Raw genomic sequence first — 15,722 nt, forward strand, 5'->3', positions numbered from 1 at the left:
CAAGCGCCCCCGCAGCCGCGCTGCCCGCGACACCGTCACCGCCGGCCCCCCTGCCGCAGCGGCCATCAGCGGACACCGTCGGTCGCGTCGTGGGCCCGGCGGAGCTGGTTGCCGAGCTGGGCCGCGATGGCCGCGGCCTCGGCGATGTGTCGGCCGGCAGCAGGGGCACCTGAGTCCCCGGTCATGCGCGGCAGGGCTCCAGCCTGCTGCAGCAGCACCTGCGAGAGGTCGCCGACCAGGTCACGCAGCAGTTCGAGGGACTTGGAGATGTCGCGCGGCCGGTCCCAGGCCGCCTGGCCACCAGCGAGGGCCTCGGCGGTACGGCTGACGGACTTGGCCGCGTCCTTGAGCAGGTACGTCGGATCGTAGGTGCCCACTGATTCCCCCTGGGTCGGCATGGTTGAGGACCCAGCCTGCCCGAACAGCGAGCCCCCGGAAGCAGGAACGGACAAAGGCTCCCGGAAGCGTCCTGGTGCCCGTATACGACCGAGTGCGGCCACCCGTGGGGCGTGCAGGACGCCAGGATTCAAACTCATTGAGCACCCGTCGACCCCTGCTTGCGCGATCGAGGCACCGGCACCACACCCCGACATCCTGCGACCTTCAACGAACCTGACCCACCGTCAGCTCAATGTGTCCAGGTGATTTCGGACAGTGACCGCCGCTATCCCGTCACACACCGGGCTCCGCTCCTCGCACGGCCACCGCACCCGCCACGCTGGACCCACCGCGGCCCACCAGGCCCGCGGCATGGGGAGGGGATATGGCACGAGGAACAGCCCACCAGGTCGAACTGCTGCGCGCGGAAGTCGGCACGACCCTGCGGTCCGGTCTGATGGAGATCCGTGACAGCACGGACAACCTGCGATCGGAACTGACCGCCACGCTGGCGGCCGGGCTCAGCGAGCACCGCGACGAGCTCTTCGAGACGATCGCCAAGCACCAGCAGGAGGCGAGCCGGGCCAACCACGAGAACCGCAGCCTGCACCGACAGATCTCCGCCGCGAAGGAAGAGGTCCGGGAACTCCAACTGGCCGCCCGGGCATCGGCCGCAGTCGAACCGTCCGGGCCCGCCTCCGCGGCCGAACCGACCGCGACCGCGTTCACGACCGATGCGACCGAACCGGCCGCGCCCGCCGACCACGAGGAGACCACCGTGTCCGAGCCGATCCCCGCCGACGAACCGACCCCCGGTGCCCTGCCCTCGGACCAGCTCCGGCAGATCGTGGCGGAGGTGACAGCCTCTCTGAGCACGCAGCGCCCGACCGAGCAGGCGCCCGAAGAACAGGCGCCACCCACCCCCGAGCAAGCCGCCGAATCGGCTGGTGCCCCGGAACTCAGCAGCGAGCAACTGCGGGTCCTGGCCTCCGAGGTCGCGGCACAGCTCGCCGACCTGCTCCGCACCGAGCCCGGAGCAGCCCTCACCGCCGAGGAGGTCCCCGCCACCGGAGCGGCGGACCGGGCTGCCGAGGAACCGGAGGCCGTCGCACCGCTGCCGCCCGCCGGAACGGGCGGGGACGTCAGCGCGCTCATCCCCGCCTCCCTCGCCTGGGAGCAGCACGTCGCGACCCTGCTGAAGGCGGCGGGCGTGAAGACCGTCCTGCTCTCCTGCCACCCCGAGACCTGGGACTTCCTGGCCTCCCGAGTAGCGGAGAACGAACACTTCTCCAAGCCCGCGGAACACTCCGAAGAGGGCATCGTCCTCTCCGGCCGCAGCACCATCGCCCTGCTCCACGAGCTCCGCGAGACCGTGCACGGCGGCCTGACCACCGACAACGGCATCGAGACCTGGGCCCTCGCCGTCACCGGTTACGAACGCATCGCCGCCGTCGTCAACGCCACGCAGCCCGTCGGCGCCGAGGACTCCGGGCGGCAGCCGCGCATCATCCTCGACGACCGCGACCCACGCGACGACCACGACAACCCCGACGACTGAACCGTCTGCCCGGCGTCCGGCTGACGGCCCGCCGACAAGCCCTACTCAGTACACCTGTCCACCCGTCAGTCGATGTACAGCATGTCATCGGACAACCAGCCGAAGGCTTTCAGGTCTGCGGCGAGCCACCCGTAGGCCCAATTCGTCGCCTGGCGGACCAGGTTGGTCGAAAGGACCTGTTCGGTACTGCGAAGGGGAAGACGGTCCGGATCCTCCGTGCTGTCGAACATCCAGAACAGCCGACGGTCGTAGGGTTCTTCCACAACGTCGATCTGCACGTCGGGAGCCGTCTGGTCGCCGGCCGGCTCCTGGATCAGGTGGTACTCGACTGTCGCGCACCAAGCCTCGGTGTCCTCGGGGTGGGGCATGACGACCGTCCCCTGGATACGGATCGGCAACGCCCGATAGAGGTCGAAGGAGTCGGCGTAGCCCGGGAAGTTGGCTTCGACGAGTTCGCGGTACCCGATCAATGCATCGCGGAGCGCGTCAGCGGTGATCTCCTTGGTCAGTTCAGGCGAGTAGCACTGCCACATGAAGTTGCGGGCCGTGTGGCTACGATCGGGGGCCGGCCGGGGGTTCCGAACCGACTCCGTCTGCTCGTGTTCGAGGCGTTCGAGGTGTTCGTAGAGCCAGCAGACATCACCGGAATCGAATTCCCCTCCCCCGGGGCAGTTCCAGCGGGACCAGGCGGTCTGGGCCACGTGACGCGCCAGGTCGTTGACCACGGGCCGCAGACTGCCGAGCGGTACTTCCTCGGTGGGGCACTTCCGGTCGGTCATCGCCATGACCATCTGGCTGAGGTACCACGCGCGTTCCGCTGCGAGTGGGGAACTGTGCGCCACCGGCAGGATCCGCCGCTGCACGAGTTCCGTAAGGGGGCGGCGCAGACGGTCCCTGGCCCAGCGCCAGCGGCCCAGCCGTCCTCCCGGGAGGAGGAATCCGCTTCGGGTGCGGAACTTCGGGCGGTTCGTGGTCCAGAAATCCGGACCGTCCAAGGCCACGACGTCGTCTTGGAGGGCGCCTTCGTACGACTGGCCGAGGTTCATCCAGTCACCCGAAACAGCCACGGCCCACGGCGCGATCCGCCCGCCGTGGTGCAGTTCGAGGTGGGGACCCAGGTCTCCCAGACCGGCGAGCCAACTCTCGACCGCTGCACGCAGGTGGCCGGCCACCCACTTCGACCGCTCCGGGCCATCCGTTTCCGGCCCCTCCGTGAAGAAGGACTCCTCGGTTTCCTCCTCCATGAGCTGCCCCAGCACCCATGATGCTGCGGCGGGATTGGCCTGAGCGAGTAGGGACATGTGTCCGTCCGCCGCTTCCGGCGTCGAGGTCTCCACCGCGAAGGCGATGGCGTACCGCCAACGCGGGAAGCGCCCCATCCCCGCCACGGCGTCGAACCGCACGTCGCCGTTCTTCAGCGCTTGGGCACCGAAGTGCTGTTCGAACAGCGGCAGCGCGAAGCGCAGGAAGCCGTTCTCTCGGACGACCAGCCCGGTGTCCTCCAGTTTCCACAGCAGCTGGTGCGCCGCGAAGGAGGCTGCCCGCACCGGTTTCCGGGAGTCGAGGAGGCGCACCGCGAGCCTGGCCAGACCGTCCCACGTCTCGGCGGACGTGTCCGGGCGTTCGCGTTCGAGGATGCTGTCCACCAGGCCGGCCAGCAGCTCGCTGGTGGAAACCTGCGCGTTGCGGCCTGCCCGGAGCCTACTGGCCAGGGCGTGGACCTGGAGAGGACTGGTGAGGAATTGCCTCGTCTCGGACCCGCCGAATCCGATGTGTCCGTCGTCGATGACCACTCTCAGCAGGTCCAGTCCCCGTTGAACCGGCCACGGCTCGACGGCGAGGCGTTCCTCCTCCGACACCGTGCCGGCTCCCGGACGCGTGGTCGCCAACACACTGACCTGCGGCCAATTCAGCACCAACCGCCGGGCTTCGTCCAGCAGCCGATCGGCTTCCTGGAAGTCCAGGGTGTCCAGGTCGTCGAGCACGATCCGGCACGGCCCCGCCGGATCGCCCCCCAACGCCTCCCGCAGTCTCACGAACAGCGACGATCCGACCTCTCCCGCCTGCCACCAGAGCGGAATCGCCACCTCGTCGTCCGTCCAAGCATGGGTCAGCCCCTGATCCCACCAACGTTCCGCCGTCTCGCTCTTGCCCGCCCCCATAGGAGCCACCAGCACCCGCAACGTGCCGTCGGGGACCTCCACCACCGGGTCGGCCTGCCCCGCCTTCCATCCCAGGACAGCGTCCTTGCGTTCAGCGGGCGTACTGCGCAGCCGCACCAGGCTCCGGCCGCGCGACTCCCGGCTCGCGATCTCCAACGCCTCGGCCCGGGACCGCGAGCTGACGGAGGAAGGCACCATCTTCTGCAGGCGCTCGATGAGTTCACCGAGTGACAGGAACGCCGGACTCCCCTCCAGCCCCGCCCCGTTCGTCGCCGAGAGGGCCGCCACCGCCCGCTCGGACTCCTCGCTCTGACGCTGCTTCCATTCGAGCAGTTGCTCCTGCGGATAGCGGCCCGGCGTGGTGTCGATCTCGGAAGCGTGCCGCTCGCACATCAGGATCAGGTTCTCGTAACTGCGGTTGGCTTCCTCGCTCATGGTCCTGTCCCACCGGGGGCCGCCCTCGCTCCGTGCGTTGATGTGGGCCACGCGGCTGTTGAGCAGGAACTTCCCCGTGTCCGGGATGCGTCGGTACAGCGGCTCACCGCACGAAGGGACACCGCAAGTGAGTGCGGTGCCGTAGAGGGCCTTCTCGGTACCCGGGGTCGGAGGTCGGTGGTGGATCCGCTCGGGGTCCGGCGGTTCGGCTTCCAGACTCATCCGCTCAGTGTGACCCACCCGTCCGACAGCAATACATCGTCCTCGACTACCGGGACGGTCGCGAGAGCTGAGCCGAAAGCGGTTCGGCAGAGCTCAGCTTCCGGAGGCGCCGGTCGGCTTTGCGCTCCAGTCGTACCGGGGCAGGAGTTCACCGAGGTCGGTGAAGAACCGCTCCTGGGTCCAGAGTTCGTGGTTGCCGATGACGAACAGCCGCCGTTTGGCCCGGCTGACCGCCACGTTCAGCAGGTTGGGCCGCTTGGCCGCCCACGTCCGAGCGCCAGGGGACCGGGGGTCGGTGCCGAGGACCAGGATGACGACGTTCGCCTCCTTGCCCTGGGTGGTGTGGACAGTGCCGACCCGGTCGGCCTTCATGAACGGCCGACTCGTCCGGCGGGCCCCGGCGACGACGGCCCGGAACGGGCTGATGACGTACGCCTCCTGGTCGAGGTCGATCCCGTGGTCCCGGAGCTTCTCGAACATGCTGTGCAGCGCGAGTCCCTCGTCCGGGACCCAGTGCCCTTCGGAGTGCGCGGAGCCGACGTGCACCCAGGAGCTGTGCGGCAGGTAGGCGTACGGGTCGGGGTAGTGGGTGCCGTTGACCATCAGGCCGTCGTACGCGATGGCGTTGCTGACCGTGAACATCGGGTTCTCGCAGCGGCGGTGCACCCGCAGCGGGGCGCCGACCCACACCTCCGTCGATCCGTCGGGGAGTTCGGCGGGCAGCGTGGTGCCGTAGCGGGTGACCCGGTCGGCCACCTGCTGGACGGAGGTCCAGCCCGGGATCCACTCCTCGCCGGCGCCGCACTGCCGGCGCAGTGCCTGTTGCGCGGTGAACGGGACGGTGACGACGGGCTCCAGTTGCAGCGGGTCGCCGACCACGACGGCCCGGCGGGCGCGCCACAGGCCGCCGACCGCCATCTGCGGGCTGGCCTGGCCGGCTTCGTCGATGAACAGCCAGCCGAGGGAGTCCTGTCCGAGGCCGGTGAACACCCGGTCGAGGGAGGCGAAGGTGGTGGACAGCACCGGCACCACCAGGAACAGGTTCTGCCAGGCCGCCAGGCGGGCCTGTTCCGGGACGGACGCGGGGACCGATCCCGTCACGACGTCCATCGCGGCGCGCAGGTTGCCCCACAGCGTCCGGGCCGTGCACCGCACGAGCGCCTTGTGCAGGTCGAGCGCGGCCAGGAAGACCTCGGTGCGGGCTTCGGAGATCTCCTCGTCGGCCCAGGGCGAGGACAGTTCGCGAGCCTCCTCCCTCGTGTCCGCCGGATCGGGCACGTGCGCGCCCCAGCGTGCGGGGCCCCGGTCGACCGCCTCCCGCAGCCCGGCCTCGTGCACCCGAACCGTTTCCAGGGCTCGCGCCGACTGCCTGTACGCGTTCTCCGCCCGGGCCGCTTCGGTCGTGGCCCGCTGCTGTCGTGCGCGCGCGGCGTCGGCCTGTTCCAGGGCCCGCTGTTCGCGTTCGCCGTGCTGCCGGTCGAGGCCCTGCCAGTCGCGCACCGCGCGCCCCAGGGTGAGCACGGTGTCCACCAGCCCCGGGCGCCGCGCGTGGTGGGCCTGCCGGAGCCCCGCCACCTCGCCGAGGTGCTCCTGGGCACCGCGCGCTTCGCTGTCGGCCGCGCGCTGTTCCTGCCGCCACTGGTCCAGGAGCCCGGCCGCGGCCGTGGTCTGCTGCTCCGCCTGTTCGACCTGGTGGAGGGCGGCCGGTGCGCCGTCGAGCGCGGCGGCGCAGGCGGCGCGCTCCGCGACGAGGCGGTCCACCTCGGCCAGTGCCCGGACGAAGCGCTCCTTCGCGTTCCTCCAGACCCCCGTCTGCGACTCCTTCCGGTAGGAGGAGAGGAGGTGGGACAGCCCGTGGCCGGTCTCCTGCCAGCCCTTGCCCTTCACCGGCGGCAGGTCCGGCCCCTGGGGCAGGGTCTGGTCGTCGGGCAGGTACTTGCCGTGCCACAGGCGGTTGACGAAGGCGATCCGGTTGGTCTTGTTGCCCAGGTGGGCGGCCACCGTGCCCCAGGCCGGTGTGCCCTTGAGCAGCCGGGTGCCCTGCTCGGCGAAGTAGTCCACCTCGTCGCGCCACTTCGGTGCCAGCGCGGCGCGCGCGGGGATCTCCTTGGAGATGTTCTCCACCGCACCGTTGTTGGCCGAGGCCACCACCATCTCGAAGCCCGTCAGTTCGGGCCGCAGCGGGTACACCGTGCGGGTGTGCTCGCCGCTCTTCCACTTCAGCGGGGTCTTCAGGAAGGCGTCGGACGGCATGCGCAGGTCGGCGAGGGCCCGCGCTCGTTCGACGATCCGGTCGGCGATCGCGTCGCGCAGCATGGTGGTCTTGCCGGTCCCGGGCGGGCCGTTCACCGAGAACACGCCGCCCTCACGGACGAGTTCGGCGTGGATCGTGTTGACCGCGAACTGCTGGCTGAGGGCCAGCGGGTGCTTGGCTGCGGCCGGCCAGCGGCCCGCCGGGGAGCGTCCGGGCTCGACCCTCTCCAGGGCAACCTGCGGACGCTCGCGGAGATCGATCCGCAGGTCCTGGTTGCGCTCACCCAGCGGGGTCAGGTACTCGGCCAGGGCCCGGCCCGGAGGGCGCGCTTCGAGGGAAGCCGCGACCCGCGCGAGGTCCGCGGCGATGAAGCTGTTGAGGAAGTCCTGCTGGTCGGCGTCCTGGGCCCGGTCCCTGCGGACCTGGACGCTGCGCACCCTCAGCCCCGCGGGTTCGAGGCCCTGCTCGACGCCCCAGGCCCGGGAGAGGCCGGTGACGAACGCCAGCAGGTCCGCCGCGTCGACGACCTTGCGGTCGGTGCCCTCCGGATCCTCCTCCGGGTCAGCTTCTGGCTCCAGCAGTTCTCCGTCCTCGGGCGGGTGTCCCAGCTCGGCGGCGCGGGCCCGCCATGCCGCCTCGTCCGTCTCGAAGCCGACCAGCCAGCCGAAGAGGTCCACGTTCCGGGTCAGGGCCCGGCCCACCGCCCAGCCGCAGGTCGAGATGACCGGTGAGTCCGACACCACCGTCCCCCGGTCGTCGACCGTGAGGGCGAACAGCGCGCTCTGGCTGTCCAACCTGCCGTCGTGGCTCTCGGGGTCCCGGCCGAACACCTTCATCAGGGTGTCGCGGACCTTCGCCAACGGGAAGAGCCCGCCGTAGACCACGTGCTGCCAGACGAACCCCGCCGGCAGCGGAACCTGCCGAAGCCGGTGCCCCGCTTCCCAGGGGAGCCGCCCCGCACCGTCGAGGTCGTAGATCCGCTCCCGGTCGTTCGGCGCCGGCACGGTCTGGGCGCTGAACAGCTCCACCGCGCGCCAGAACTCCACCACTGCCGCCGACCGCTTGCCCCCGGCTGCCATGCCGCCTCCCGAATCGTCGGCACCACCGTATGCGAACCGCGCCAGCGCGGGGAGGGAGCCTCCCCGCTCGGAGCCGGGGTGGTCGGCCCTCCCCGATCGGTGCGCTGAGGGTGCCGCGGGCGAGGTCGGTGACGGTCCCGGCGAGGAGCCCGCGATGGACGCCGAACGGGACCGGGTGGGACTCGCCCCGCAGGGGAAGTCAGGACTGCGGGGCCTCCCGACGGCCCATGCGGTTGGGGTAGCCGGTGCCGGTGGCGACGAGGACGGCGGGGCCGGAGAGGTGCATGTCACCGTCCGGGGCGACGTCGACCGCCAGGCTGCCTCCGGCCACGTCGACGGTGTACCTGCCCGTGGGCACCCCGGGTTCCCGGTGGAGAACGGCGGCGACGGCGGCGACGGCGCCCGTGCCGCAGGAGCGGGTCTCGCCGGCGCCGCGTTCGTGGACGCGCAGGGCCAGGTGGGCCGGTCCCCGGGTGGTGACGAAGTCGACGGTGACGCCCTCGGGGTAGGCGCCGGCCGGTTCGACGGTGGGCGGGGTGCGCAGGTCTCCGGGGTCGGCGAGGTCGTCGACCTGGACGACGGCATGGGGGTTGCCGACGTCGACGTGGAGTGCGGGCCAGGTGCGGCCGTTGGCGGTGACCTTGATGCCGTCGGGCCCGGGGAACGCGGGACGTCCCATGGCCACGGTGGGATGGCCGTCGGGGTCGCCGCCGGGGATGTGGACCTGCCGAACACCGGAGCGGGTGGCGATGGGGACGGTACCGGGCCGGGCGCGGCCGGTTTCCAGGAGGTAGCGGGCGAAGAGCCGGATGCCGTTGCCGCACATCTGGGCTGTGGTGCCGTCCGGGTTGCGGTAGTCCATGAACCATTCGGCCTCGTCGGCCATATCCGCGGCGTCCGGGTGGGCGGCGGAGCGGGTCACGAGCAGGAGGCCGTCGGCGCCGATGCCGGCCTGCCGGTCGCAGAGGGCGATGACGTCGGCGGGGGTGAGTCCGAGTTCGGCGTCAGGGTCCGGCACGAGGAGGAAGTCGTTCTCGGTGCCATGGCCCTTGGTGAAGGTCAGGGTGCGGGTCACGTGGTTCTCGGGGCTTTCTGCGTGCGGGGCGGGGAGAGCCGGTCGGCCGGTGTCGGCTCCTGCGCGGAGCGGGCGCCGGGCTCTACAGTGTCCCTCACGCAAGTTCCACGCAAGTGCGTCACGCAAGTGCGCGGGCCTGTGGTCGCGATTCTCCCCCCGGATGCAGGACAAACGCTGGAAGGACCCCATGGCAGGCCCCAACCCCTATCGGGCAGACTTGCGTCACGCGCTTGCATCACGCAAGGGAAAGCCCGTCCAAGGAGTCCGCCGAGTGAGTCTGACCAACCCGCTCGAGGCCCGCCTGCTGCTGGGCAACGAGTTGCGCAGGCTGCGCCGTGCCGCAGGGCTGACCATGCACCAGGTCGCCGAGCACCTGGACTGCTCCGACTCCCGGATCTCCCGGTTGGAGAACGGCAAGCTGACCGGGGCCGTCCTCAAGCCCGTCGAGTTGCGGCGGCTCGCCGTCCTGTTCGGCGTGACCGACGAGACCGCCGTGGACGACCTCCTACGCCTGCTGAGTGAATCCGAGACCACCGCCTGGTGGGCCCCGTACGAGGACGTCATGCCCTCCGGACTGGACTCCGTGCTCGGGATGCAGACCGCCGCCCACCGTGAGCGCGCCCCCGAGACGCTCCTCGTCCACAGCCTGCTGCAGACCGCCGACTACACCCGGGCTCTGCTCGAAGGCTCCGGCTTCCACAGCCCGGCGGCGGTCGAACGCCTGGTCGCCCTCCGCGGCCGCCGCCCCGAGGTCCTCCACAAGCCGGAGAACCCGCTGAACCTGGAGGTCGTCCTCGACGAAGCCGCCCTGCGGCGGCCGGTCGGCAGTCCCAAGATCATGCGTGAGCAGTTGCGGGCGATCATCGCCACCGTCCAGGCCCTGTCCAACGTCACCGTCCTGGTCCTGCCGTTCGCGAGCGGTGCGCACGCGGGCCTGTCCGGCGCCTTCTCGCTCTTCGACATCGGCGACCAGCCGACGGTCGCCTACGTCGACTCCCCGGCCGGCAACCTCCTCCTGCACGGCGAGCGCGAGGTCCGCCAGCTCGCCGACGCCTACCAGCGGATCCGTCGGCGCGCGCTGGGGCAGCAGGAGTCCCTCCGGTTCATCGACCAGGTCGCCAAGGAGACCTGAGCACGGGCTCCCGGCCCGGCACCCGCCACCGCCCGACCGCTGCCGACAGCGCTCACACCCCGCTCGGCACTCCCCGCGCACCCGGTAGGGTGCCCGGCGCCCCGGACGAGTCGGCCGACGCCAGCGCCCGCCAGTGCCGGGCGACCACCGCCCCGCGGCCGGCCAGCAGCCCGGACGGCGTGGCCTCCGGCATGCCCAGCACCCGTTCCAGCGCGGGCAGGTAGTTCCACCTGACCGCCGGGTGCGCCGAGTGCGCGAAGTGGAACAGGTCGCCGTAGGGCAGCCAGGTGGCGCGTGCGAACAGTGCCGCCGCCGGGCCGGTAGGGTACAGCCGCAGACAGCGCCCGGCCTCCACCGCGACCGGCCCACCGGTGGACGGTGCGGCGTCGAACCAGCGGTGTTCCACGATCAGTGACAGCCACGCCAGCTGCGGGTACAGGAGCAGCCGCGGGAGCACGTACCCGAAGACCGCCCCCGGCCACCCGCCCAGCAGGCAGGCGGCGGTCGGAACTGCGACGAACGCAGCGGCCCGCCCCCACCCGTACGCACCGGGCGCCAGGTTCGCCGCGATCGAACGGCAGGTGGCGGCGGCCCCCGCCGGGGTGAGCGGGAAGACGATGCCCGCGGCGTAGCGGGCCCGGCCCACCCCCGGACGCAGCCCCGCCCGCTCCAGGTCCGCCAAGTTCGGGTCGCGCCCGGCCACGGTGGCGTTGGGGTGGTGCTCGCGCACGTGCCGGCGGCGGCGGTCCTCCACCGGGCCCAGGCCCATCGGCAGGTGGACGCACGCCTCGGCGAGCAACGTGCCCAGCCTCGGGGTACGGGTCAGGACTCCGTGGACGGCGAAGTGGCTGACCTCCTGGAGGTGGCGCGCCTTCACCGCCACCGCCACCGCCGCCACGACCCATCCGGTGGGCCCGGCCGCACCGGCCAGCATCCACCAGCCGGCGATCTCCGCCCCGTGCCCGGCCAGCAGCAGGACCGGGGTGGCGTCGTTGGCCCGCTCCCGCTGGATCTCCATCAGGCCCCGGCGGGTGCCGGCCCGCCCCCGGGCCCCCCGTGCGGGGGTGAACCACCAGCGGTCGGCTTGGCGCAGCACGATCGCCCCCGCGATCAGCAGCAGGCAGCCCTGGACGTCCATCGGATTCCCCTCCCCCTCGCTCCGGCCCGGCCGGAACGGAGTCGGCGGACGCCTAGATCTCGGACGTGCCGACCCCGGCGGCCTCCAACGCCTTCAGATTGTCCTTGTACAGCAGATCGAACGCGGCGATTTCCGCGAGTTCGGCCTGACCGGGGACGAGGTCCAGCGGGGCGTCGTCCAGCAGCGCGGAGGAGTCCAGCTCGACTTCGTAGACGACGGTGGCGTTGCCTTCGAGGACGGGCTGCCACTGCCCGGCCTTCTCCTGCAGCCACACCCGGGCCGGACCGCCGACGTTGCGAATCACCACCGCCTGGCCGGGCTCGGCGAGGCCGAGGCGGGAGAGGACCGCCCGGGAGGCGGAGTTCCCGGAGCCGCACGAGGGGGTCAGCCCGGCGCCGCGCTCGAAGGTGCGCACGAACACCTCGCCGTCGGCGAGGGGCTGGACGAAGGAGACGTTCGCCCCGATCGGGAACGCCGAGGTCAGGTCGGCGACGCGGCTGCCGGTCGCCACCAGGTCGGCCCGGTCGTAGGAGTCCACGACGCTGACCAGGTGCGAGTTCGGCATCGCCACCGCGGTCGTCCGCAGCGCGGGGTGGTAGGCCGGCAAGAGCTGGCCGACGAACGGGGAGGCGACGTCGGCGACGATCGCCTCCTGCGGGGAGAAGTCGGCCGGCGGCAGTTCGACGGCGACCTGCCGCACGCCGTGCGGTGTGGTCTGCGCGGCGCGGACGGTGAAGGTGTAGGGGCCGGTGTTGACCGTCCAGGACTCCGCACCGTGGCGGTCCAGCAGCAGCCTGCCCGCGCAGCGCATGCCGTTGCCGCACAGCAGGGCCGGGGACCCGTCCGGGTTGAAGAACCATGCCTGCGCGGTGCCGTCCCCGTGGTCCTCGACGAAGTAGACACCGTCCGAGCCCAGGCCGCTCTTGCGGTCGCACAGCCTCGTCACGGCCCGTTCGAGGTCGGCAGCCGGGAAGTGCCGGTCCGGCGCGCCGTCGATCACGAAGATGTCGTTGCGGGAGCCGTGGGTCTTGGTGATCGAAAGTCGGGACATGGGCTGTTCTCCGCCCTCACGCCGGCGCCGGCCGCTCGGCTCGTGCCGTCCATCGTACCGAGGCGGCGATCATCGTTCCGAGGCGGCGATCATCGCCCCGAGCACCGTCCGACGGGCGGGGTCAGAGCTTGTCGACGGCTTCCGCGGCCCGGCGCTCGTCCCACTCCGCGGCGTTCAGCATCGGTCGTGCCACCGCCTCGTACGTCTGCAGGACGAACGGGGCGGCGTCGGTGCCGTGGCCCCAGATCGATTCGAACCTGCCCGTCCAGCGGTCGATCTGCTTGAAGTACACCGAGGAGCGGCCACGGGTGTACTCGGCGTCGCCCTGGTCCTCCTCGACCAGCACCGCGGCCCGTGCGACGACCACGAAGTCGATCGCCTGGTCCGCGCGCAGCCGGTCGCGCACCGCGATGCCACAGGTGACGCCCAGGGAGCGGTGGTGGTCGACGAGCTGCAGCAGGGAGCGGGCATAGTCCTCCCGCGCCAGGTCGGCGGCGAAGGCGATGAACAGCCGCTGGATGGTGCCGCCGGCCTCGACCAGGCGCCGGTTGACCGCGAGGTACTCCCGGCGCTGCTTGAGCAGGCTCGGGTTCGTCGTCAGGTCCGCCGCCAGCACCCGCTTCGGCTCCGACCCGGAATCGATCAGCGCCTGGAACAGCAGCACCGACAACCGCGGCACCTCTCCCGCGTACACCTGGAGGTGCCCGTCCGCGATCTCACCGAAGTCGGTGATCAGCTCCTGTTCGAGCTGGCCGCGAACGAGGTCGAAATACCGCGCATCGGACATGTCCTTGTTGTTGGCCCGGCGCAGGGTGATGTAAACCCGGCGCATCCAGAGGTGGTTGGCCACCAGGAACAGCAACAGCGCCGTCTCCACGGCCAGGACGACGTGGAGGCTGACCGCGTCACTGAGCCAGCCCACCAGCGGCGTGGCGACACCGACGACACCGATCACCCCGTTCAACAACGGCGATGACAGTAGATCGGCGACCTTGGCAGTCACGTCCTTGCGTGCTTCGGCCATCTCTCGAATCCCCCTGCTCCCCCAGCCGGACCTTCAGCCTTCGATGATCCCGGACCCGGCAGCCGCTCGACAAGTGGGTGCCTTGGCCTCAAGGCGGGTGGGGGTCAGGGTATTTGACACGGAGAAACGTCAAGAACGAAACCGGCCGGCCTCCCCGTCGAGCCGGTCGGCCATAGCCGGTTCGAGGCGGGGACGACCCAAGCGACCAGGCACTCGGATGCGCCCCGCCCTCGGCAGTGAACTCCCTCACGATCAAGCATGCCGGAAGCCCCGGTCTGGGATGATGGCAACGGCGGTCGGCCCCACTAACGCTGGGGCCGACCGCCGTTTCGCTGTCCGACTGCCGGAACCGACCGTGTCAGGCCAGGTGGTCGAAGGCCCCGGCCTTGGCGCCCGCGATCATGGCCGCGATCTCGGTGCGGGTGTAGAGCAGGGGGGTCTGCTCGGGCCGCTTCGAGTCGCGGACGGCGACGAACCCGCCGACCACGCCGAACTCCACGCAGTTGTCGTTGCCCCCGCTGAACGGGCTCTTCTCCCAGGTGACCGCGGAGAAGTCCAGCTCGGCGGGGTCGGGCTTGGTGGTGCTCACGCTCACAGCTCCTTGAGGATCTTGTTGATCTGACCGCGGGTCTCGGGCGGGCCGAGTGCGCGGGCCCGCAGGTGGTCGAAGACCTCGGCGTAGCGCTCCACGTCCTCGGACCCCTCGAAACCCACCGAGTTGGTCAGATTCTCCACCCACACCACGTCCGGATTGGGTTCGGGGAAGCCCATGAGCATGAACGACCCGTACAGGCCGGGGTGGAAGCCGGCCGAGAACGGCAGGAGCTGGACGGTGAGGTTCGGGCTGGGCGCGACGGCCAGCAGGTGTTCCAGCTGGCCCTTCAGGACGGACGGCGAACCCGCGATCCGCCGGATGGCCGCCTCGTCGATCACCGCCCAGAGCTTCGGTGCGTCTGGGCGGTCCATCACCTTCTCCTGGCGCTCCATCCGGACCGTCACCAGGGCGTCGACCTGCCTGGCGGTCAGGTCCACCCGCATCGCGGTGATGACCTGGCGCGCGTAGTCGGCGGTCTGCAGGAGACCGGGTACCAGTTGCGGCTCGTAGGAGCGGAAGCTGGTCGCGCTGGACTCCAGGGCCAGGTAGCCCGCGTACTGGGTGGTGTTGATGACCGTGGAGTACTTCTTCCACCACTGCTGGCGCTGGGCCTGGTCGGCCCGGACCAGGTCGAGGATGTCCTCGCGCTCGACGGGGTCGGTGACCTCGTAGCAGTCCAGCAGAGCCTTCACCAAGACGGGGGTGGTGCCCCGTTCGCCGTTCTCGATGCGACTGAGCGAGCTCTGGTTGACCTCCACGATGCCCGCGACCTCGGTCAGCGTCAGCTCGCGCGCGTCCCTCAACTCCTTGAGCCTGGAAGCGAGCTGACGGCGGTACACGGACTGCGGGGCCGGGTTCCTCTTCGCCATGGCACAAGTCTCCACCTCCACCGAGCCGGAGGACAATCAGTCCGAGGAAACTTCGCTTGGGCATATTGCCCAATGGCAGGAGGGGCGGGCATGCTGACTGGCGGTAGCGAAACGTGACCACCTGGTCGCTTCTCGTGTCCTATGCCGTTGCCTGCCTCGCGCCGACTTCCGGAGCCTGCACGCTCCGACGCCGACGTGCCTGCCGAACCCTTGCGCGAACCCCTGCCCTCCGCGGGCGGCGGCTCGCTCCGCCGACCGGGGAGCCCGCCATGCACGAAGTCCGAACCCGTCGTCGCCATGAGCCCGAAGCGGTCTCGTGCGGGTTCTTCCTGCTGCCCCGCCCCGACGGCTTCGTGCTGCACATGAGCGCGAGCCCGGAGCACGTCAGCGAGATGCGGGCCCTGGTCTTCAAGGCGGCGACCTCGTCCGGGGCTTCCGAGGACGTCGCCGACTCGGCCCGGCTGGTGGCCGGCGAACTGGTCGCCAACGTGGTGCGGCTGTGCGGTCCGTGGGCCCCGGTGGTCGTCCTGGTGGCCGGCACCGACGAGGGAGTCGTGGTGGAGGTCCACGACCCGGTGCCGTCCACGGTGCCCGGCCGGAAGCCCGAGTCCCCGGACAACACCCACGCCGAGACCGGCCGCGGCCTGTGGATCCTCGACGCCCTCGCCCCGGGCTGGAGCGTCGCCCCCACCCCGGTGGGCAAGCGGATCACCTGCACCCTGCCGCACGGGGAACCCGCCTCGTCCTGAC

The 15,722-nt window shown here is 71.1% G+C and carries 12 protein-coding genes; 3 read left to right on the plus strand and 9 right to left on the minus strand.

The features are described from left to right. Positions 1-65: 65 nt before the first annotated feature. Positions 66-377, minus strand: a complete 312-nt coding sequence (locus KSE_RS16085; RefSeq protein ID WP_033257742.1) for a hypothetical protein — start codon at positions 375-377, stop codon at positions 66-68. A 386-nt stretch (positions 378-763) separates the two neighbouring features. On the opposite strand from KSE_RS16085, the gene KSE_RS38495 reads away from it, so the two are divergent. Further along, positions 764-1,936 (plus strand): hypothetical protein, encoded by a 1,173-nt coding sequence (locus tag KSE_RS38495; RefSeq protein ID WP_014136373.1) that lies wholly within the window; start codon positions 764-766, stop codon positions 1,934-1,936. 65 nt (positions 1,937-2,001) lie between these two features. Here the strand turns inward: KSE_RS38495 and KSE_RS16095 are convergent, their stop codons facing one another. The 3 genes from KSE_RS16095 to dapF (KSE_RS16110) form a co-directional block, all read right to left on the minus strand. Next, on the minus strand, positions 2,002-4,755 hold the full coding sequence (locus KSE_RS16095; RefSeq protein ID WP_014136374.1) for a hypothetical protein: 2,754 nt from the start codon (positions 4,753-4,755) through the stop codon (positions 2,002-2,004). Positions 4,756-4,848: 93 nt separating this feature from the next. Then, positions 4,849-8,088: a DEAD/DEAH box helicase gene (locus tag KSE_RS44745; RefSeq protein ID WP_033257743.1), complete on the minus strand. Its 3,240-nt coding sequence runs from the start codon at positions 8,086-8,088 to the stop codon at positions 4,849-4,851. A 199-nt stretch (positions 8,089-8,287) separates the two neighbouring features. Further along, positions 8,288-9,163 (minus strand): diaminopimelate epimerase, encoded by an 876-nt coding sequence (dapF, locus tag KSE_RS16110; RefSeq protein ID WP_014136376.1) that lies wholly within the window; start codon positions 9,161-9,163, stop codon positions 8,288-8,290. A gap of 271 nt (positions 9,164-9,434) precedes the next feature. Here dapF (KSE_RS16110) and KSE_RS42155 point away from each other — a divergent pair, with 271 nt between their 5' ends. Then, the gene (locus KSE_RS42155; RefSeq protein WP_014136377.1) at positions 9,435-10,295 is read left to right on the plus strand and encodes a helix-turn-helix domain-containing protein; all 861 of its coding nucleotides are present in this window, start codon (positions 9,435-9,437) and stop codon (positions 10,293-10,295) included. A 52-nt stretch (positions 10,296-10,347) separates the two neighbouring features. Here the strand turns inward: KSE_RS42155 and KSE_RS16120 are convergent, their stop codons facing one another. From KSE_RS16120 to KSE_RS16140, 5 genes are all read right to left on the minus strand, one after another. Then, on the minus strand, positions 10,348-11,433 hold the full coding sequence (locus KSE_RS16120; protein ID WP_014136378.1) for a fatty acid desaturase: 1,086 nt from the start codon (positions 11,431-11,433) through the stop codon (positions 10,348-10,350). Positions 11,434-11,485: 52 nt separating this feature from the next. Next, positions 11,486-12,484: a diaminopimelate epimerase gene (gene dapF, locus KSE_RS16125; RefSeq protein WP_014136379.1), complete on the minus strand. Its 999-nt coding sequence runs from the start codon at positions 12,482-12,484 to the stop codon at positions 11,486-11,488. Positions 12,485-12,605: 121 nt separating this feature from the next. Beyond that, positions 12,606-13,508 (minus strand): hypothetical protein, encoded by a 903-nt coding sequence (locus tag KSE_RS16130; protein WP_033257744.1) that lies wholly within the window; start codon positions 13,506-13,508, stop codon positions 12,606-12,608. Between the two features lie 358 nt (positions 13,509-13,866). Continuing rightward, positions 13,867-14,097: a DUF397 domain-containing protein gene (locus KSE_RS16135; RefSeq protein WP_063747387.1), complete on the minus strand. Its 231-nt coding sequence runs from the start codon at positions 14,095-14,097 to the stop codon at positions 13,867-13,869. A 2-nt stretch (positions 14,098-14,099) separates the two neighbouring features. Continuing rightward, on the minus strand, positions 14,100-14,972 hold the full coding sequence (locus KSE_RS16140; RefSeq protein ID WP_014136382.1) for a helix-turn-helix domain-containing protein: 873 nt from the start codon (positions 14,970-14,972) through the stop codon (positions 14,100-14,102). 269 nt (positions 14,973-15,241) lie between these two features. On the opposite strand from KSE_RS16140, the gene KSE_RS16145 reads away from it, so the two are divergent. Continuing rightward, positions 15,242-15,721, plus strand: a complete 480-nt coding sequence (locus tag KSE_RS16145) for an ATP-binding protein (protein WP_014136383.1) — start codon at positions 15,242-15,244, stop codon at positions 15,719-15,721. Position 15,722 lies beyond the last annotated feature (1 nt).

The organism is Kitasatospora setae KM-6054 (assembly GCF_000269985.1).
In the GTDB taxonomy this organism is placed as follows: domain Bacteria; phylum Actinomycetota; class Actinomycetes; order Streptomycetales; family Streptomycetaceae; genus Kitasatospora; species Kitasatospora setae.